The 16,762-nt window shown below is 71.0% G+C and carries 21 protein-coding genes; 6 read left to right on the forward strand and 15 right to left on the reverse strand.

The features are described 5' to 3' along the window. Positions 1 to 8 precede the first annotated feature (8 nt). Genes E2F48_RS11155 through flgB form a run of 10 tightly spaced genes read right to left on the reverse strand, consistent with a single transcriptional unit; the run spans position 9 to position 8,407 of the window. Complete coding sequence (locus E2F48_RS11155; protein WP_133404011.1) at positions 9 to 1,721, reverse strand: flagellar hook-length control protein FliK; 1,713 nt, start codon at positions 1,719 to 1,721, stop codon at positions 9 to 11. Then, positions 1,718 to 2,392, reverse strand: a complete 675-nt coding sequence (locus E2F48_RS11160; protein WP_133404012.1) for a C40 family peptidase — start codon at positions 2,390 to 2,392, stop codon at positions 1,718 to 1,720. The genes E2F48_RS11155 and E2F48_RS11160 overlap by 4 nt, the downstream gene beginning before the upstream one ends. Next, positions 2,389 to 2,820, reverse strand: a complete 432-nt coding sequence (locus E2F48_RS11165; RefSeq protein WP_133404013.1) for a hypothetical protein — start codon at positions 2,818 to 2,820, stop codon at positions 2,389 to 2,391. Before E2F48_RS11165 ends, E2F48_RS11160 begins: the two co-directional genes overlap by 4 nt. Next, positions 2,817 to 4,151: a FliI/YscN family ATPase gene (locus E2F48_RS11170; protein ID WP_133404014.1), complete on the reverse strand. Its 1,335-nt coding sequence runs from the start codon at positions 4,149 to 4,151 to the stop codon at positions 2,817 to 2,819. Before E2F48_RS11170 ends, E2F48_RS11165 begins: the two co-directional genes overlap by 4 nt. Next, entirely contained in the window at positions 4,148 to 4,756 is a 609-nt protein-coding gene (locus E2F48_RS11175; protein WP_133404015.1) for a FliH/SctL family protein, read from the reverse strand. Before E2F48_RS11175 ends, E2F48_RS11170 begins: the two co-directional genes overlap by 4 nt. Continuing rightward, positions 4,746 to 5,765 (reverse strand): flagellar motor switch protein FliG, encoded by a 1,020-nt coding sequence (gene fliG, locus E2F48_RS11180; protein WP_133404016.1) that lies wholly within the window; start codon positions 5,763 to 5,765, stop codon positions 4,746 to 4,748. Before fliG ends, E2F48_RS11175 begins: the two co-directional genes overlap by 11 nt. Beyond that, complete coding sequence (gene fliF, locus E2F48_RS11185) at positions 5,762 to 7,369, reverse strand: flagellar basal-body MS-ring/collar protein FliF (RefSeq protein WP_133404017.1); 1,608 nt, start codon at positions 7,367 to 7,369, stop codon at positions 5,762 to 5,764. The genes fliG and fliF overlap by 4 nt, the downstream gene beginning before the upstream one ends. Beyond that, complete coding sequence (gene fliE, locus E2F48_RS11190) at positions 7,369 to 7,674, reverse strand: flagellar hook-basal body complex protein FliE (protein ID WP_133404018.1); 306 nt, start codon at positions 7,672 to 7,674, stop codon at positions 7,369 to 7,371. Before fliE ends, fliF begins: the two co-directional genes overlap by 1 nt. Beyond that, positions 7,674 to 8,066 carry a flagellar basal body rod protein FlgC gene (locus E2F48_RS11195; RefSeq protein ID WP_133404019.1) on the reverse strand — a complete coding sequence of 131 codons (393 nt, stop codon included), beginning with the start codon at positions 8,064 to 8,066 and terminating at the stop codon, positions 7,674 to 7,676. Before E2F48_RS11195 ends, fliE begins: the two co-directional genes overlap by 1 nt. After that, positions 8,066 to 8,407 (reverse strand): flagellar basal body rod protein FlgB, encoded by a 342-nt coding sequence (gene flgB / locus E2F48_RS11200; RefSeq protein WP_133404020.1) that lies wholly within the window; start codon positions 8,405 to 8,407, stop codon positions 8,066 to 8,068. The genes E2F48_RS11195 and flgB overlap by 1 nt, the downstream gene beginning before the upstream one ends. Positions 8,408 to 8,608: 201 nt before the next feature. On the opposite strand from flgB, the gene E2F48_RS11205 reads away from it, so the two are divergent. Further along, positions 8,609 to 8,917, forward strand: a complete 309-nt coding sequence (locus tag E2F48_RS11205; RefSeq protein ID WP_133404021.1) for an MmcQ/YjbR family DNA-binding protein — start codon at positions 8,609 to 8,611, stop codon at positions 8,915 to 8,917. Positions 8,918 to 9,117: 200 nt separating this feature from the next. On the opposite strand, the gene E2F48_RS11210 is transcribed toward E2F48_RS11205, so the two are convergent. The 4 genes from E2F48_RS11210 to E2F48_RS11225 all read right to left on the reverse strand — a co-directional run bounded on the left by E2F48_RS11210 (position 9,118) and on the right by E2F48_RS11225 (position 12,193). After that, positions 9,118 to 9,456: a hypothetical protein gene (locus E2F48_RS11210; protein WP_133404022.1), complete on the reverse strand. Its 339-nt coding sequence runs from the start codon at positions 9,454 to 9,456 to the stop codon at positions 9,118 to 9,120. After that, positions 9,446 to 9,880 (reverse strand): flagellar export chaperone FliS, encoded by a 435-nt coding sequence (fliS, locus tag E2F48_RS11215; protein WP_342772590.1) that lies wholly within the window; start codon positions 9,878 to 9,880, stop codon positions 9,446 to 9,448. The genes E2F48_RS11210 and fliS overlap by 11 nt, the downstream gene beginning before the upstream one ends. Continuing rightward, entirely contained in the window at positions 9,877 to 11,205 is a 1,329-nt protein-coding gene (gene fliD / locus E2F48_RS11220) for a flagellar filament capping protein FliD (protein ID WP_133404023.1), read from the reverse strand. The genes fliS and fliD overlap by 4 nt, the downstream gene beginning before the upstream one ends. 124 nt (positions 11,206 to 11,329) lie before the next feature. Then, positions 11,330 to 12,193 carry a flagellin N-terminal helical domain-containing protein gene (locus E2F48_RS11225; RefSeq protein WP_221411666.1) on the reverse strand — a complete coding sequence of 288 codons (864 nt, stop codon included), beginning with the start codon at positions 12,191 to 12,193 and terminating at the stop codon, positions 11,330 to 11,332. Between the two features lie 239 nt (positions 12,194 to 12,432). Here E2F48_RS11225 and E2F48_RS11230 point away from each other — a divergent pair, with 239 nt between their 5' ends. From E2F48_RS11230 to E2F48_RS11245, 4 genes are read left to right on the forward strand one after another with little or no spacing between them, the layout of a single operon-like run. Then, positions 12,433 to 12,915: a flagellar protein FlgN gene (locus E2F48_RS11230; RefSeq protein ID WP_133404024.1), complete on the forward strand. Its 483-nt coding sequence runs from the start codon at positions 12,433 to 12,435 to the stop codon at positions 12,913 to 12,915. Positions 12,916 to 12,925: 10 nt separating this feature from the next. Beyond that, positions 12,926 to 14,353 carry a flagellar hook-associated protein FlgK gene (gene flgK, locus E2F48_RS11235; protein WP_133404025.1) on the forward strand — a complete coding sequence of 476 codons (1,428 nt, stop codon included), beginning with the start codon at positions 12,926 to 12,928 and terminating at the stop codon, positions 14,351 to 14,353. A gap of 3 nt (positions 14,354 to 14,356) precedes the next feature. Beyond that, on the forward strand, positions 14,357 to 15,241 hold the full coding sequence (gene flgL, locus E2F48_RS11240) for a flagellar hook-associated protein FlgL (protein WP_133404026.1): 885 nt from the start codon (positions 14,357 to 14,359) through the stop codon (positions 15,239 to 15,241). Next, on the forward strand, positions 15,238 to 15,612 hold the full coding sequence (locus E2F48_RS11245) for a flagellar assembly protein FliW (RefSeq protein ID WP_133404027.1): 375 nt from the start codon (positions 15,238 to 15,240) through the stop codon (positions 15,610 to 15,612). The genes flgL and E2F48_RS11245 overlap by 4 nt, the downstream gene beginning before the upstream one ends. A 49-nt stretch (positions 15,613 to 15,661) precedes the next feature. Here the strand turns inward: E2F48_RS11245 and E2F48_RS11250 are convergent, their stop codons facing one another. Next, complete coding sequence (locus E2F48_RS11250) at positions 15,662 to 16,162, reverse strand: hypothetical protein (protein WP_133404028.1); 501 nt, start codon at positions 16,160 to 16,162, stop codon at positions 15,662 to 15,664. Positions 16,163 to 16,275: 113 nt separating this feature from the next. On the opposite strand from E2F48_RS11250, the gene E2F48_RS11255 reads away from it, so the two are divergent. Next, positions 16,276 to 16,728 carry a VOC family protein gene (locus E2F48_RS11255; RefSeq protein ID WP_133404029.1) on the forward strand — a complete coding sequence of 151 codons (453 nt, stop codon included), beginning with the start codon at positions 16,276 to 16,278 and terminating at the stop codon, positions 16,726 to 16,728. Positions 16,729 to 16,762 lie beyond the last annotated feature (34 nt).

Here is a 16,762-nt window from a genome sequence, read left to right on the forward strand (position 1 = left end):
TCCATTTCTCAGGCCATCACATTCAGTGAAGGCGCGTCGTCGGAAAGGCGTGGGCGGCGGTCGGGCTGCGGGGCGTCGTCGTCCCGGCCGGCAGGGGACCGGCCCGGGTGCTGCTGGGCGGGACCGCGCCGCGATCCCTCCGCCCCCGGCTCGCCGGGCTGGTGGCGGGAGGACAGGTCGAGGCTGGCGTTGAGGCCGGAGCCGGCCAGGTCCCGCTTGAGTTCCGCGAGCACCGCCTTGAGGGCGTCCCTGCCTCCATCGGTGGGAGCGAAGAGTTCGACCCGGACACTGCTGTCCGCACCGATGAGGGCGCGGACCGTCACCGGGCCGAGGTCCTCTGGGGTGACCTTCAGCACCAGAACGTGCTCGCCCGGGGTCTTGCCCGCCAGGGCTGTCACCGGCCGGGACAGCTGGGCGGCGAGGGCGGCCGGCGGTGGGGCGGGAGCGGCAGCGTTTCCGGTGCCCGGTACGGCCGGTGCAGCGGCCGGCATCGGGAGGACACCGGCGGGAGGCTGAAGGCCGGGGAGGGGCCCCTGGGGGTGCGGTACCGGCCCTGCGGGGGCGGCGGGTGCCGGGGCACCGGGTGCCGGTGCCGCCGTGGCGGGTGCGCCGGTCGCGGCGGCTGCGGTGTCGGTACCGGCTGGGCCGGGGTGGAACGCCGCACCGGCGGAGGCCGGTGCGGCGGGATCGATAGGCACGGCGGCGCCGGCCGTCGAGACCGGCTGCGGGCCCGCGCCCGGGACCGGCACGGGGGGACCGGACGGCTGAACCGCGGGTGCACCGGAGCCGGCGCCCGGTCCTGCCACGGCAGCGGAGGACGCCGTGGCCGGTCCCTCCCCGGGCAGCGCGGGTGCTGCTGCCGGTGTCGGGATTACGGGCACTGCGGCCGATCCGGCAGCGGCGGGTGCGGAGGAGGCTGCCGCGGCCGGGCCGGAGGAGGATCCGGCCGCGGCCGTCGTGCCGGAACCGGGCAGAATTTCTGTGGGCGTCCCGCGGTGGGCGGAGGGCGAAGGGTCCCCTCCGGTCCTCCCGCCGGTGGGCGGGCCCTCCGTGCCGCGGAGCGGGGCGGCGGCTGACGGCAGGGTGGTGCCGGTGCCGGTGCCGGTGCTGGTATCGGTGCCGGTACTTCCGGTGGCCGTGGTCCCGGCCGGATCGGCACCACCAGAGGTGACGAGGCCCGGTGTGCCGGGCCCGACGCCGGCCGGAACCGTGCCGGCTGGATGGGCGGCGGCAGCTACTGTGCCGGCAACACCTGCGGTCGCGGCGGTGTCCGGTGCTGTGTGCCCGCAGGCGCCGTCGGCGGGTTTGGCGTCGCTGGCAGGTCCGCCAGTAGGTCCGTCGGCCGGCGTGGTGCCGGCGACCCCGCCGGGCGTCTGCGGGCCCGCGCCGGGTCCGCCGACGCCGGAGACAGACGCCTCACCGGGCGTAGCGCCGGTGGAGCCGGTGCGGGGATCGGCAGGTGTCGGAAAGTCGGCAGGGCGGCGCGCCCCGGCAGGATCCGGACGTCCGGCACTGCGGTCGGCCGCGCCGCGGTCGGTCCGGGGATGGGCAGGCTCGGCGGGGCCGGCGGCGGAGCCGGGGCGCCTGGACGGCCCCGCCAGCGCCTCACCGAGGGCCGAGGCGAAGCCGGCACCCGACCCGCCTCCCGTCCGGACCGCGGGGATCGGCGCCGGCGCGGATGCCGTCGCCGTCCCGCGCAGGCCCAGCGCGGTGCCGCTCATCGTGCGGCTCCCGCGGAGGCCGCGCCGAAGGAGGAGCCGGCGGGCAGGATGCGCCGGATGGCCGTGACGTTCGAATCGTTCTCCCAGGCGTCCCGGATCTGAATGGTTGAGCCGGGCTGCGGAGCGTCGACAGCCTTGCCGTTGCCCAGGTAGATCGACACGTGCCCGGTGTTGAAGGTGAACAGCAGGTCTCCGGGGCGCGCCTCGGCCATTGAGGCCACGGGTGTGCCCTGGTTGACCTGGTCCCAGGTGGTGCGGGGCAGCTCGTAGCCGAGGTCCCGGAAGACGTGCTGCACAAAGCTCGAGCAGTCGAGGCCGGCCGCCGGGTCGTTGCCGCCCCAGATGTAGGGCAGGCCGAGGTATTTCCGCGCTGCGGCCTCCACCGGGGACGCGGACCCGCCTTCGCTGCCTCCCGCGGCCGGGGCCGCGGGCCCGGCGAGGCCGGGCACGGCGGGGACCGCGGGCGCAGTGCCACCGGCGGTTACCCCGGCGCTCGAGAGCGCTTCGGCGAACATTGAGGCATTGGCCGCCGCCTCGGCGGCCGCCGCGGGGGAGACCTTCCCTGCCCGGCCCGGGGCCTCGGCGGAGGCCGGGGCCCCCATTGAGGAGTTGAGGGTACCGAGAGTGCCCTGGATCTGCTGGATCCTCTCAAGGGCGGTGGCCATGCTCATCGCCCGGCACCCCGCGCCGCATGCCGGGCCGACGAGGTGAGCTCATCGAGGAACAGCTGCTCGGCGCGCAGATCGGCCGCGGCCTCGCGCACCGTGTGCTTCGCCTCGAGTTTCTCCAGCCCGATTGAGCGGGCCCGGGCCGTGGAAAACGCGGCCTGTGCCTGCTCGGCCGATTCCCGGCGGGTGCGCTCGAGGGCCTCGAGATCCGCGAGCAGGGTGCGCGCTGCGGCGCGGGATGCGGCGATCGCCGCGAGGGTCTCGGGGCCCGTGGGCTCCGACCCGGTGGTCTCCAGGTCGGTGCGCGCCTTCGACTGACGGTCGGCGGTCTCGGCGACCCGCGCGTTCGCTGCGGCGAGGTCGCCGGCGGCCTCATCCTGTTCGAGCTGGCGCAGGCGGAGCAGCCCGGCGAGCCGGAAGGTCTGGGTCATTGGATACCTCCGAGGGATTGGGCGAGGAGGGCGAGCCGGTTCCAGGCATCCGCGGTCGGCGTCTGGTCGTCCATGCCCTGCTGAAGGAAGGCGTTGATCTGGTCTTCGTGCGCCAGCGCCGCGTCGACGAGCGGGTTGGAGCCGCTGCGGTAGGCGCCGACGTCGATCAGGTCCTGGGCCTGGCGCCGGGCGGCGAGGACCTTCCGCAGGGTCAGGGCGAGGCTGCTGTATTGCTTCGGATTGACCTTCGAGGCGACGCGGGAGATCGACCCGAGGACATCGATCGAGGGGAAGTGCCCGGCCACGGCCAGCCGGCGGTCGAGGACGAGATGGCCGTCGAGGATGGAGCGCGCGGCGTCGGCGATCGGTTCGTTGTGGTCGTCTCCGTCCACCAGCACCGTGTACATCCCGGTGACCGAGCCCGAGGTGTCAGTGCCGGCGCGTTCGAGCAGCCGGGAGAGCACCGAGAAGGTGGACGGCGGGTAGCCGCGGGTGGCGGGAGGCTCCCCGACGGACAGGCCGATCTCGCGCTGGGCCATGGCCACCCGGGTCAGGGAATCCATCAGCAGGACGACGTCGGCGCCGCGGTCGCGGAAGGACTCGGCGATGCGGGTGGCGGTGAACGCCGCCCGCAGGCGCATCAGGGCGGGTTCGTCCGAGGTCGCGACGACGACGATGGAGCGGGCCAGGCCCTCGGCGCCCAGGTCGTCCTCAAGGAATTCACGTACCTCCCGGCCGCGCTCGCCGACGAGAGCGATCACCGAGACCTCTGCGTCGGTGCCGCGGGCAATCATCGAGAGCAGCGAGGACTTGCCGACGCCGGAGCCGGCGAACAGGCCCATCCGCTGGCCCTTGCCGATGGTGGTCAGGGTGTCGACCGCGCGCACGCCCGTGGCGAGCACATCGGTGATCCGGGCCCGTCCCATGGCGCTGGGCGATTCCTTGTCGAGCGCCACGAAGCCGTCGGCGTCCACCGGGCCCCGGCCGTCGATGGGCCGGCCCAGCCCGTCGAGCACCCGGCCGAAGAGCCCGGCGCCGGTGGGAACCAGGACGGCAGCCGTGGCGGCGCGCACGGGCAGGCCGGTGCCGAGGCCACTGACCGGGGCGAGCGGCATGCAGCGCAGCCGGGGCCCCTCGGCGGCGACGACCTCGGTGATGACCTCCCGGCCGCTGTCGCCGACGGTCAGCAGGTCCCCGACGGCACCGGCCAGTCCCGACACCTCGAGGCCGAGGCCGACGACGGAGGTGACGGTGCCGACCTGTTCCGGGGCACCCACCCGCACGGCGGTGGCGAAGCGTCCGGGGTGCGGCCGCCACGCCGTCGTACTCACGCCCCACCGCCGGCGAGGGCGGCGCGGACCCGGGCCACCGCGGAACCGATGCGCGCGTCGAGGAACCCGTCGGCGTATTCGGCCACGGCGTCCCCGGCGGCCAAAGCGGGGTCGGCGATCAGCTGCACCTCCGGCGGGCACACTCCGGCCGCGGTCAGCCGCGCCAGGTCGCCCGGGTGAAGCCGCACCGTATGGACGGCGAAGGGCAGGGGAGCGTTCAGCGCCCGGGCCACGATGGACCGGGTGGAGTTCCCGCCGTCGGCCAGTTCGTAGCCGATCACCGCTTCGGCCAGCTCAAACGCCGCAGCCGTGATCGCGTCCTCGACGGAGTCGATCACCGGAACGGAGGCGGCGGTGAGCGCGGAGGCGGCCGAGCGCAGCACCCCGAGGGCAGCTTCGATGCGCACGGCCGCCGCACGGGCCGCCGCGAGCCGTTCCTCCTCTGCCCGCTCCGCCACGGCGGCGGCATGGGCCGCAGCCTCCCGCAGGCCGGCGGCGTAACCCGCGGCGTGGCCGCGGACGCGGCTTTCGGCCTCAAGGCGTTCGCGCTCGGGATCGCGCAGCGAAGGGTAGGCGATGGGGGAGAACGCTTCCTCAGTAGACAAGGTCGTCCTCCTCGCCGCGGCGCACGGTGATGGAGCCCTCCGCCTCGAGGGCGCGGATGGCGCGCACAATGTCGGCGCGGGCCTCCTCGACCTGGGAGGCGCGCACCGGCCCGGTGGCGTTCATCTCGGCCTGGAGCATTTCCTTGTTGCGCTCGGACACGTTCTTTTGGATGGTCTCGACGACGGCGGCGGGGGCCCCGCGCATTGCCACGGCGAGCAGGGCCGGATCGATGCCGCGCAGGATGGCCTGGATGTCGCGGCGTTCGAGCTTGACGATGTCGGCGAAGGTGAGCATCCGCGAGCGCACCTCCTCGGCCAGTTCCGGGTCGCGCTCCTCGAGTTCCTGGAGCAGGGCCTTTTCGATCGCGACGTCGGAGCGGTTGATGATGTCCACGAGGGGCTGGATGCCGCCGACGGCCTCGAAAGACTTCCGCGGCGCGAGGATCGCACCGGCCCGCAGCTTGAGGATGTCGGCCACGATCGTGAGCGCCTCCGGGGACGCCGCGCCCATGGTGGCAAGGCACTGGGCGACGTCCGCGCGCTGGGACTCGCCCAGGCCCGCCAGCACCGCGGAGGCCGTATCGGGCCGGAGGTGGGCGAGCACGAGGGCGATGGTCTGGGGGAGTTCGCCGTCGAGGATGCCGAGCAGCTGGCCGGGTTCGGCGTTGGCGAGGAACTCGAAGGACTTCCCGGCCATGGTGGAGGCCATCCGGGTCATCAGCCCGGCGGCCTTCTCCTGCCCGAAGGACGCCTGGAGCAGGCCGGCGGCGAAGTCCCGCCCGCCCCGGGCGGGCCGCTTGCCCTGGACTGTCACCTCGTGGAAGTCGATGATGACCTTCTCGGCGGTGTCCGGGTTCACCGAGCGCAGCTTCACGATCTCGGAGGCCACGTCCTCGGCCTCGGCTTCCGTGAAGTGCTGCATCACCTGCACCGCCCGCTCCTGGGACATCTGCATCAGGATGACGGCGGCCTTCTGGATCCCGGTGAGGTCGATATCCGTTTCGTTCATACCGGGACCTTTTCGTCCATCAGGTCACGCAGGTAGTCGGCGGTCTTCTTCGGGTCGCGGGCGGCGAGGGATTCGATCTCGTTGCGGGCCCGTTCGGCCGCGGCCGGTTCCACCGGCGCGGCCGGGGCCGGCGGCAGCACCACGCCGATCGACGACGTCGTGGGCGCCGGCTCGATCGGGGTGACGGCGGGCAGGTCGAGCTCGAACGGCGCCGCAAGCGGCCGCTCGCCCAGGTCGATCAGCTCACGGCGCTGGCGACGGTTCCGCACGGCGAAGACGATCACGAGAATGAGCACCAGCAGTACGGCCCCGATGGCGTAGAACCCGGTGCGCAGCAGCTCGGCGTTCCGGGCCTCCTTCTCGGCGGCCTTTGCCTCGGCCAGGGCGGCGGCGGCCTCGTCGGCTCCGGCGGTGTTGAACGGCAGGACCTCGACGGCGACGGCGTCCCCGCGCTCGGCGTCGATGCCGGCGGCGGTGTTCACCAGCCCGGTCAGGGCGGCCAGGTCCAGGCCGCGGGCGGCCTCGGCGTCGAGGGCCACCGAGACGGTCTGCCGGTTAAGCGAGCCGGCGGGGATCGCCGTCGTCTCGGTCGTCTTGTTGAGCGCGTTGTTGCGGGTGCTGGTTTCGGAGTCGAACGTGCCGTCGCCGTTGCCGCCGTCGGGCACGGCGATATTGTCCGGGCCGAGCACGCCCGCTCCGCCGCCGCCGGTCCCGGTATACGTCTCGGTGGTCGTGGACTCGTTCAGCGCCGGGGCGTCCTCGGGGGTGGTGAAGGTTTCCTCGAGCCGTTCCCCGGACTCATTGTTCATGTCCGCGGCGACGGCCACCGTCGCGTTGCCCGGGCCGAGGACCCGGTCGAGCATGGCCTGGACGGCGCCGGAGACGCGCTGTTCGTAGTTGGAGGCCTGCTTGTCGGAGGAGCCGGTGGCGCCGACGCCCACGGCGGACAGGACGGTGCCGCGCGAGTCGATGACGGCCACATTCTTGGCCTGCATCCCCTCGAGGGAAGCCGAGGTCAGGTGCACGATGGCCTGCACCTGGTCGTCGCTGAGTTCGGCGGCGCTGCGGGTCTCGACGAACACGGAGGCGGTGGGGTCGGCCTTTTCCTTGGTGAACACCGTGGCCTCGGGAATGGCGAGCTGCACGGAGGCGGTCTTAACGCCCTCCATCGTCTCGATGGTGGCGGCAAGTTCCCCTTCGAGGGCCCGCTTGTAGGTGACGGACTGCTGGAACTCGGAGGAGGTCACGCCCATGTCGTCGAGCAGGGAGTAGCCGCCGGTCGATTCGGAGGGAAGCCCCGCGGAGGCGGCCTTCAGCCGCTGGTCGTAGACGTTCGCCTCGGGCACGAGGATGGTGGAGCCCCCGCTGGTGATTTCGTAGGGCACCCCGTCGGTGCGCAGCTGCTCCACGATGATGCTCGCGTCCTCCGCCTGGAGCCCCGAGAACAGGGGAGTGTAGGCGGGCTTGGTGAGCCAGGAGGTGAGCAGGACGGAGCCGAGGACGAGGACGGCCACACCGAGCAGGGCCAGGGTCTTCTGGGCCAGGGAGAATTCTTTGACCGTCCCGGCCACGCGCGACATCGAGGCCGGCAGGAGCGAGGCCATCAGGCCTGCATCCGCATGATCTCGTTGAACGCGTCGACGCCCTTGTTGCGGACGGCGGCGACGAGCTCAAGGGACACCGCGGCCCGCGTCGAGGCGATGGTGGCGTCGTGGATGTCGTCGAGGTTCCCGCTGGCGGCCTTCAGCGACAGGGTGTCGGACGCGCCCGAGAGGGCCTGCACGTTGTCGACGGCGGCGGTCAGGGCCGAGGCGAAGGCCGACCCGTCGGTCGAGGGGACCGGGGCGGTGGCGGGCACGTAGCCCGTGGCGGTGATCGCCTGGACGGGGGTCAGCGGTGCGGGGGCCATCAGGACCTTCCAATCTGCAGTGCGGCTTCGTAGGTGGTTTTGGCGCGGTCGACGACGGCGGCGTTGGCCTCGTAGCCTCGCTGGGCCATGATGAGCATCGACATCTGTTCGCCCATGTCGATGTCGGGGTACCGGACGTAGCCGTCCTCATCGGCCAGGGGGTGGTCGGGTTCGTGGACCATCCGCCCCTCGGCGTCACCCCACTCCGCCCCGCTGACGTACACCCCGCCGACGCCGGCGCCTTCCTGCGCGACGATGTAGCGGGCCTGGAAGGCGGCACCGTCGGTGCTGGTGGCCGTGTTGATGTTGGCGAGGTTGTCCGACACGGCGTCGAGCCACTTGCGGTGCACGCTGAGGGAGGTCCCGGCGATGCCGATCGCGTCGAAGGTCATCAGTTGGTCCTCATCGCCGTGCGGACATTGTTGAACGTTCCTTCGACGGCGCGTGCCGCAAACTGGTAGCGCAGCACCGTGTCGATATTCGAGAGGGTTTCGGTATCGAGGTTCACGTTGTTCCCGTTCAGCTTCGTCGGCTCCAGGGACCGCTGCATCTCGCTCTGGGCGGCGCCGCTGCCGGCGCGCACGGAGGCGGTCAGGGCCTCTTCGAACTTGACGCGGCGGGCGGTGTAGCCGGGGGTGTTCACATTGGCGATGTTGCTGGCGATGGCCTTTTGGCGCAGCGCCAGCCCGTCGAGCGCACTGTGAAGTCCCAGGGAGGTGATGGATTCGAACACGGCGGCCTGCCTTGAGGTGGAGGTGCAGGCCGATCGGCGGCCTGGAGGGTGAGCAACGGCTGCTCACCAATACCTATCGGCATCCACTCGGGGTTGGTAAGGAAACCCCCGAAAGAACTCGGGTTCCGCCCGGGCACGACGCAGCCGCACCCGGAACCCTGACGCTGGACGGTGCCGCCGGTCCCTGACACCCTTGGAAACGTGGCAACCGAGGACGACGTGCGGCGCAAATGCCTTTCCCTGCCGGGAGTCACCGAACGGTCGAGCTGGAACCAGCCGGCCTGGTTCGCGCGCACCCTGATCGCCCGGATGTGGGCCGAGGGCGTGCTGACGGTGAAGACGCAGGAACGCGACGCGCTGCTCGCGGCCGATCCGGACACGTACTACATCACGCCGCATCACCGGCGTTCGCCCGAACTGGTCCTGGTCCGTCTCGCCCGGGTTGACGTCCCGGAACTGGAGGAGCTGCTCGAGGAGTCCTACCGGATCGGAGGAGGCAGTCGCTCCTGATCAGCTGCCGGCGCCGTCGTGCGGGCCTGCCTCCGCCGCTCCCGACCCGGACCGCTCCCGGCGTCCGCGGCACCGAAAAGCGGCGTCGGGACCCGAAAGCGACATCCGGGCCGGATATTTCGGCCGTCGCCGTCGTTTCGTGGTCCACTGGTCGCTTTCAGCCGTGCCGGTCGCATCGGGGCGCGCGGGGGGAGGGGGGCTCAGCCCGTGACGTCGAGGCTGCCCGTCCTGGCCAGATCGGCTGAGGCCGACTCGACGGCCCCGAGGTGGCGGGCCACCGTGGCCCGGGCCTGACCCAGTGCGGACAGGGCGGCCAGCTGGGCCTCGTTCACGCGGCGGGCATGTTCGCGGAGGTCGGCGGGCATCGGGCCCAGGCCCTGCGGCGGTTCCCAGGCTGCGATGGCGGGAGCGGGAAGCTGCGGGTCGGACGCGGCGCGCTGGGCTTCGAAAACGACGTCCTCGAGCTGGGCCAGCGCCGCGGTCCAGCCTGCTCGCCCCAGGGCGCCGGCCCCCTCGGCTCCCGCAGCGTCAGGCCACACCCAGGCTCCCGGCGGATCGGGCCGGATCCCAGGAGTTCTGGGCAGGCAGGGAAGCGGAAGCCTCGTGCCAGGCCTCACGCAGCGGCTCAAGCAGGGCGATGCACTCCCGGGTGGCCTTGATGTCGCGGTGCATGTTGGCCGCCATCAGCGCGTTCGACACGTAGGTGTAGAGCCCGAAAAGGTTCTCCGCTCCGTCCCACGCGTCCTTCTTCAGGGACGAGGACAGTTCGGCGATGATCTCCTGCGCGTGGAGAAGCTGCGCCGACGCGGCCTGCCAGTTCTCGGCCGCCTGCGCCTGCTCGGCACGGGCCAAGTCGAGCAGAAGCCGGTCGTAGAGCATGGTGAGCAGCCGTGCCGGTGTCGCGGAGAGGACCGATTCCCGCAGGTACTTCCGGCGTTGGTCGGTGGAGGTGTTCATCATCATTTCTTTCCGTCACTTCCCTGGGTCGACAGCGAGGCGAGCTGGGCAGTGAGCCAGCTGGACTGGCTGTTCATCGACTGCATGGCCACCTCAAGGGCGACATAGGTGCTCTTCAGACGGGCCTCGCGGGAGGCCAGCCGGATATCCCAGGCCGCGACCTGGTCGTTGAGACCGCGGACCTGACCCTCGCCGCTGGTGATCTTGGCCGCAATCATCCCCCCGTATTTATCCGAGGCGGTCTTCCCTGCCGCTTCGAGGCGCGAGCCGATGGTGCGCACCGCTGCGTCTACCGCCGCCGGATCCTTCGCCAGGGCGGCCTTGAACTTCGCGGGGTCGAACTCCATGGTGCCGTTCTTGGTGATGCTGATGCCGTATTCCGACGGCGAAACGCCGCCGATCGGGGCCGACGCCGCCGTAAGCAGGCTCTGACCGATGGTCCGAACCGTGCTGTCGGTGGTGAACACCCCGAGGGTGGTGACCGGCTTTCCGTTTGCGTCCGCCGTCGTCGAGGTCTTCTGCTTGCTCGTGATGTAGGCGAGCACATCGTTGAGGCCCTTAACCAGGGCCTCGGCCTTGGCCGCGATGCCGTCGGCGTCCTGGGCCACACTGATGGTGACGGGGGTAGCCGAGACCGCCGCAACGGTGACGGAGAGCCCGGTCTGAAGGTTCGCGAACGTGTTGGTCCCCGAGGTGACCGGCTGTTCCGCGGCGGTTCCCTTCCACAGGGTGATCTGCGCGTCCTGGGCCGACTGGATCTGGGTGAAGGTTCCCGCGGTCCCGGAGAGGGTGAAGGCCCCGGCCGCGCCGGTGGCCTTGGAGGTCAGCTGGAGACGGTAGTTGCCGTCACCGGTGGAGACCTTGGTGGCGCTGACGTTGGCGGTGGAGGCATTGACGGCCTTGACGACGTCGTCGAGGCTCGTCGACGCAGCGGTGACGGTAACGGCGGTGCCGTTGGCGCCGGTGATGGTCAGGGAGGTGTCGGGCCACTGGGTGAGGGGCGCCGAGACCGAGCTCTGCTTAGTGGCGAGCCGGTCGATCGTGAAGTCTACGGAACCGGCGGCGGCGCCGGCGCCGGCGGTGGCCGTTGCCGCGGTGGAGGAGGAGTTGGCGGTGAATAAGGCCAGGGCGCCCGGTTTCGCGGCGGCCGTCGACAGCGCGGTCAGATTGGTGATCCCGGTGTTGAGCGCCTTCAGGGCGTCGACGGTGGCCTGGGCGCGCACCGATTTGTTGTAGAGGATGTTCTGCGGGATGCGTTCGATGTCCATCATGGCCTTGATAAGCGCTGTCGTATCAAGGTTGCTGGCAAGTCCGTCCAGTGAAATTCCCACGCGGGTGGCTCCTCAAAGCGTCGGTTGGTGATGGCGGTGGAAACGGGAACCGCCGGCGGCGGCACAGGCGGGCTGGGATGCCCCGCCCGGCTGCCACCGGCGGTTCCGTTATGAAGCAGCCGGTTTAGCCGAGGAGCTTCAGGACGCTCTGGGTGGACTGGTTCGCCTGGGCGAGCATCGAAACGCCGGCCTGGGAGAGGATGTTGGCCTTGGTGAACTTGACCATCTCCTCCGCCATGTCGGTGTCGCGGATGCGGGATTCGGCGGCGGCCAGGTTCTCCTTGGAGACCGCGAGGGACTTGCCCGCGGACTCGAGGCGGTTCTGGGAAGCACCCAGCTCCGAACGCTGTGCAGAGACGGCGGCGATCGCAACGTCCAGTGCGGCGACCGTGGTCGTCGCGCCGGCCGAGGTGGCGACATTGAAGCCGGTTGCTCCGGTGACGCTGGAGAAGACCGGTCCGCCGCCGTTGATGCTGGCGTTGGCGTCGCCGAGGTTCACCGAGATGGTGTTGTCGGCGGCACCGTCGGCGCCAACCTGCAGGCTGATGACACCGGCGGTTCCGGCGGTACCGTCGAGGAGCTTGATGCCGTTGAAGTTGGTGGACGAGGTGATGCGGGCAAGTTCCTCACCGAGGGCATCGGCTTCGGTCTTGATCGCGGTGCGCGACTGGGCGTTGTTCGAGTCGTTGCCGCCCTGGACAGCCAGGTCGCGCATACGGTGCAGGATCGAGTGGACCTCGGTCAGTGCGCCTTCAGCGGTCTGGATGACGGAGATGCCGTCCTGGGCGTTGCGCTGGGCAACTCCGAGGCCCGAGACCTGCGAGCGCAGGCCCTCGGAGATGGACAGGCCGGCAGCGTCGTCGGCAGCACGGTTGATGCGAAGGCCGCTGGAGAGCTTCTCCAGGGACTTGCTCAGGTCGTTCTGCGTGTTGGACAGGGCGCGGAAAGCGTTGTTCGCCGCGGTGTTGGTATTGATCTGCATACCCATGATCTATTCCTCCATGAATTGTTGTGTAGCGTCGGGCCCATCCTTGGGCCTTACGCAGAGAACAATCGGCGGCTCCGGCGGCGGCGTTAGCAGAATGCGAAAGTTTTTTTCGAAGTCCCCGGGCCGGGCCCGACGGCGGCGGCGCACCTTACATCGGCCGGCATCCCGCCGATGGTTTCTACGTAAGGTGCGGCAGCAGGAAGCGACCGCTGAGCCAATCTAGGAGAGTCTTAGGCACTATGGGAATCCAGGAGCTATCAGCCCAGCTCTGGCATGAGCGTGAACTGCTTGAACTTCTGATGTTCAAGCTCGAGGAGGAGCAACTCCTGCTCACGGCCGGGAAGACGCGCTGGCTGCAGCATGCAACCCGCGAGGTCGAGGGCGCCGTCGCCCTGCTGCGGGCCAGCGGCCTGGCCCGCGACGTCGAGGTGCTCAACGTCGCGGCCGAGTGGGGTGCCGGAGAGAACGCCACGCTGCGCGAACTGGTGCAGCACGCGCCCGAAGGCCCCTGGGCGGACATCCTCTCGCGGCACCTGCAGGTGATGACGGAGCAGACCGAACGCATTAAGGAACTCCGGGACGCCAACGCCCAGTTCCTCCGCACCGCGGCCCGGTCCACCCAGGAGGCCCTGGCCGGACACCGTGCGGAGGCCGGCACCTACGATGCCCGCGGCATGACCGCCGGTGTCGACACGTCACGGCTGATCGACACGAGGGTATGAGGGAGGCGTCATGGGCAGCACATTCGGAGCACTGAACACCGCGCTGAGCGGACTGAACGCCGCACGCCAGGGCTCGGCCGTGACCGGCCAGAACATCGCCAACGCCGCCACGGAGGGATACACCCGCCAGCGGGTCTCCACCTCGCCGATGGGCCCGGTCGCACGCGTCGGGCTCTTTTCCTCGGGCGTGACGCCGGGCCAGGGCGTGCAGGTCGACGGCATCCGGCGCCTGGGCGACATCTTCCTCGATGCCAGGGTCCGGGCAACCTCCGCCGACGCCGGGTTCTCCGGTGCGCGGGTCAAGGCGCTCGACGGGCTCGAAGGGATCCTGCAGGAGCCCGGCAAGAACGGCACCTCCGCGGCGCTGCAGAAGTTCTGGACGTCGTGGCAGGACGTGGCCAACAACGCCGGGGCGCCGGCGCCGTCCGGGGTCCTCCTCGAGGAGGCCGGCGCCCTGGCGGCCAAGCTCGCCCACGGGTACACCCAGATCGAGGCGCAGTTCTCCGCCGACCGGCGCCAGCTGGACCTGCTCACCTCCGAGGTCAACGCCGCCGCCGTCCAGGTGGCCGAACTCAATGCGGGCATCCGGTCCGCCCTGAACGCCGGCGCCTCAGCGAACGAGCTGATCGACAAGCGCAACCTGCTCACCGCGGACATCGCCTCGCTCGTCGGCGGCACCGTCCGCCCGCTTGGCGACGGTACGGTCGAGGTGCTGGTGGGAGGGAACGTGCTCGTCTCGGGCGACTCCGCCAACGCCCTGCAGGTCAGCGGAGGGTACCGGCTCGAGGACGCCACCGCCTCCCCGGTCCGGCTCGAGTGGGCCCACCGGCCCGGCAGCGCCGTCCCGCTCGACGGCGGCAGGATCGGCGGGATGGTCTCGACGCTCGCCCCGGCCAACGGCAAGGCGGCCGGCGGCGACCTCGCCGAGGCCGCTGCCGCGTACGACGCCTTCGCGGTGCGGCTCGCCGGTTCGGTCAACGCCGTGCACCGCGGAGGAGAGACCGCCGACGGCCGCACCGGCCTCGACTTCTTCCGGTTCGATCCGGCGCTGCCGGCGGCCAAGGGGCTGCGGGTCGCGGCGGCCTCCGCCGCGGACCTCGCGACAGGCAGGCCCGGCGCCGGCGGGAAGGACGGCTCGAACGCGGACGCCATCTCGCAGATCCGCCATGCCGCCGACTCCCCGGACCGGCTGTGGAGCGGCTTCGTCACGGCGCTGGCCGTCACTGCGCGCGCCGACAACCAGCGGGAGGATCTGGCCGGGGTGGCCGCCGCATCGGCGCTCAGCCTTCAGCTGTCCCAGTCCTCGGTCGACATCGATGAGGAGAGCGTCAGCCTGCTCACCTACCAGCACGCCTACCAGGCGTCCTCGCGGGTGATGACGGCCATCGACGAGATGCTCGACGTGCTCATCAACCGCACCGGATTAGTAGGAAGGTAACCAATGCTCAGCCGCGTCACCAACACCACCATGACGAACACCGCCCAACGCAACCTGCAGACCAGCATGATGCGCCGGGCCGAGGCCCAGGAACACGCAATGACCCTGAAGCGGATCAGCAGGCCCTCCCAGGACCCCATGGCCGCGGCGGATTCGCTGCGGGTCAAGGCGGACCAGCAGTCGGCCGCCCAGTACACCCGGAACATCGACAACGGCAAGGGCTGGCTGACGGCCCTCGACTCCGCCCTGTCCAACACCAGCAAACTGATGACGCGGGTGCGCGAGCTGACCATCCAGGGCGGCAACGAGACCCTGTCCCCGGCGGCGCGCAACGCGATCGCCGTCGAAGTCGAGGGACTGAAGCGGGACCTGCTCGGGCAGGCCAACACCAGATTCCTCGGGCGCAGCGTCTTTGCGGGCAACTCCGATGCTGAGGCCGCATTCACCGGCACCCCGCCGGTGTTCACCGGAGCCCCCGGCAGCACCGTCGAGCGCCGGGTCGGTGACGGGCAGACCATCCGGGTCGACGCCGACGGCGCTGCCGTGTTCGGCAACGGGCCCGGCTCGGTCTTCGACCTGCTCGACGGAATCGCAGCGGACCTCCGCGCCGGCATCAGCACCTCCGCCCGCCTCGGCGCCGTCGACGCCCAGTTCAACCGGGTGTCGGCCGGGCAGGCCGAGATCGGGGCGCGGCATTCGCGCCTGCTGAACGCGGAGGACACCAACAAGATCCAGGTGGCGGCGCTCGAGGAGCAGCGCGCGGGCATTGAGGACCTCGACCTGGCCGAGATGCTCACCAACCTCAAGATCCAGGACCTGAGCTACCAGGGCGCCCTGAGCGTCACCTCGAAGGTGCTCTCGCCGACCCTCCTGGACTTCCTCCGATGAGCGCTGCCGTGAGCTTCACCGCTCCTCCGCCGGGTTTCGAACCCCACGTCGAGTTCACCCTCGCCGCCATCGACGGCGCCGACGGGCTGTATTCGCTGACAGCGGCCGCCGACCGCGGGCTGCGTGTCTTCGTTGTGGATCCGGCGATCTACCTGCCGGAGTATCTTCCCCGGTTCTCGGCCGAACTGCTCGAGGCCATCGGTCTCGGCTCTGCGCAGGACCCCCAGGTGCTTGTGGTGGCCCGCCCCGGCGGGGAAGCCACAACGGTCAACCTCCTGGCGCCGGTGCTGCTCAACCCCGAGACGGGGCAGGGCTCCCAGGTGATCCTCAGCGACCAGCACTGGCCGGTCCAGGCCGAACTGCGCGCCTGACTCACGCGCCGCGGCCCTCCGCGGGTGAGGGCCCGCCGCCCGGAGGCCCTCAGGGGCGGAACACGATCCGCACCCGCGGGTCGGCGGGCGGGCCGCTGATGAAGGCGTCGACGGGAACCGGATCGAGGATCTCGCGGAAGCCCTCGGCGTCGGCCTCGGGGGCGAGCGCGCCCGCCACGGGTTCCTGGCGGCGCACCGTACCGGAGCGTGCCGGGCCGGAGCGGGCGGTGCTGCCGAAGGTGGCGACGCCCACCGGCTGGGAGATCAGCGCCGGGATGTTGGCGGTGAAGCGGTCAAGGACGTAGGTTCCGGTCCGGCTCTCGCCGGTGCGCGGGTCCGTGTACTCGACCCGGACCGGCACGCGGATGTTGTTCCGGTCGCGGTCGAAGTGGGTCTGCGGGCGCACCGCGACCACCCGGCCCGGGGCGCGGGACCCCTTCCGCCACGGAGCCGCTTCCTGCTGCGGGCGGGGCCTGCGCAGCAGCAGGGCCGTCCCCCCGGTGAGCAGGGCGAGGCCGACGGCGGCGGTAAGGGGAATCCAGATTTCCACCCGGCCATCCTAAACCGGCCGGACGGCAGGTTTGCCCATTCCGCATTGCGGGGCGGCGCCGCCGGCCGCACACTGTAAGGGTCCTGAAGCACACCAGAGATGGGGAGCCGCACATGGCCAGCAAAGTCTTCATCAACCTTCCGGTCAGCGACGTGGAGAGGTCCAAGGCCTTCTACACCTCCCTGGGCTGGACCCTGAACCCGGCCTTCAGCGACGAGAAGGCCGGATCGCTCGAGGTCAGCGACAGCATCTACGTGATGATCCTCAGCCACGAGCACTACCGGCAGTTCACCGACAAGCAGATCGCCGACACCTCGGCGACATCGGGGGTCATCAACGCCCTCAGCGTCGACGACCCCGAGGAGGTCGATGCCTTCCTCGACCGGGCCCTGGCCGCCGGCGCCGTCGAGGGCAAACCGCAGGATTACGGCTTCATGCGCACGCGGACCTTCAGTGACCCGGACGGTCATGCGTGGGAGGTCTTCTGGATGGACCCGATCGCCTCGTCGGGTGATTGGGAGGCCGTGCAGGAGAAGTACCCGCAGGCCCCTCCGGTCCCGTCCTGAGACCCGCCCGCCGGGCCGGCCGCCCGTACACCGG

This window comes from Arthrobacter crusticola, from assembly GCF_004357995.1.
Lineage (GTDB): Bacteria > Actinomycetota > Actinomycetes > Actinomycetales > Micrococcaceae > Arthrobacter_D > Arthrobacter_D crusticola.

What these genes read in the sequence shown, in the direction of transcription:
- E2F48_RS11165 (WP_133404013.1), bottom strand. Translation starts at nt 2,820, where the DNA reads ATGACCCAGACCTTCCGGCTCGCCGGGCTGCTCCGCCTGCGCCAGCTC.
- E2F48_RS11195 (WP_133404019.1), bottom strand. Translation starts at nt 8,066, where the DNA reads ATGACCTTCGACGCGATCGGCATCGCCGGGACCTCCCTCAGCGTGCAC.
- fliS (WP_342772590.1), bottom strand. Translation starts at nt 9,880, where the DNA reads ATGATGATGAACACCTCCACCGACCAACGCCGGAAGTACCTGCGGGAA.
- fliE (WP_133404018.1), bottom strand. Translation starts at nt 7,674, where the DNA reads ATGGCCCCCGCACCGCTGACCCCCGTCCAGGCGATCACCGCCACGGGC.
- fliF (WP_133404017.1), bottom strand. Translation starts at nt 7,369, where the DNA reads ATGGCCTCGCTCCTGCCGGCCTCGATGTCGCGCGTGGCCGGGACGGTC.
- E2F48_RS11225 (WP_221411666.1), bottom strand. Translation starts at nt 12,193, where the DNA reads ATGGGTATGCAGATCAATACCAACACCGCGGCGAACAACGCTTTCCGC.
- fliG (WP_133404016.1), bottom strand. Translation starts at nt 5,765, where the DNA reads ATGAACGAAACGGATATCGACCTCACCGGGATCCAGAAGGCCGCCGTC.
- E2F48_RS11155 (WP_133404011.1), bottom strand. Translation starts at nt 1,721, where the DNA reads ATGAGCGGCACCGCGCTGGGCCTGCGCGGGACGGCGACGGCATCCGCG.
- E2F48_RS11255 (WP_133404029.1), top strand. Translation starts at nt 16,276, where the DNA reads ATGGCCAGCAAAGTCTTCATCAACCTTCCGGTCAGCGACGTGGAGAGG.
- flgK (WP_133404025.1), top strand. Translation starts at nt 12,926, where the DNA reads ATGGGCAGCACATTCGGAGCACTGAACACCGCGCTGAGCGGACTGAAC.
- flgL (WP_133404026.1), top strand. Translation starts at nt 14,357, where the DNA reads ATGCTCAGCCGCGTCACCAACACCACCATGACGAACACCGCCCAACGC.
- E2F48_RS11230 (WP_133404024.1), top strand. Translation starts at nt 12,433, where the DNA reads ATGGGAATCCAGGAGCTATCAGCCCAGCTCTGGCATGAGCGTGAACTG.
- E2F48_RS11160 (WP_133404012.1), bottom strand. Translation starts at nt 2,392, where the DNA reads ATGAGCATGGCCACCGCCCTTGAGAGGATCCAGCAGATCCAGGGCACT.
- E2F48_RS11245 (WP_133404027.1), top strand. Translation starts at nt 15,238, where the DNA reads ATGAGCGCTGCCGTGAGCTTCACCGCTCCTCCGCCGGGTTTCGAACCC.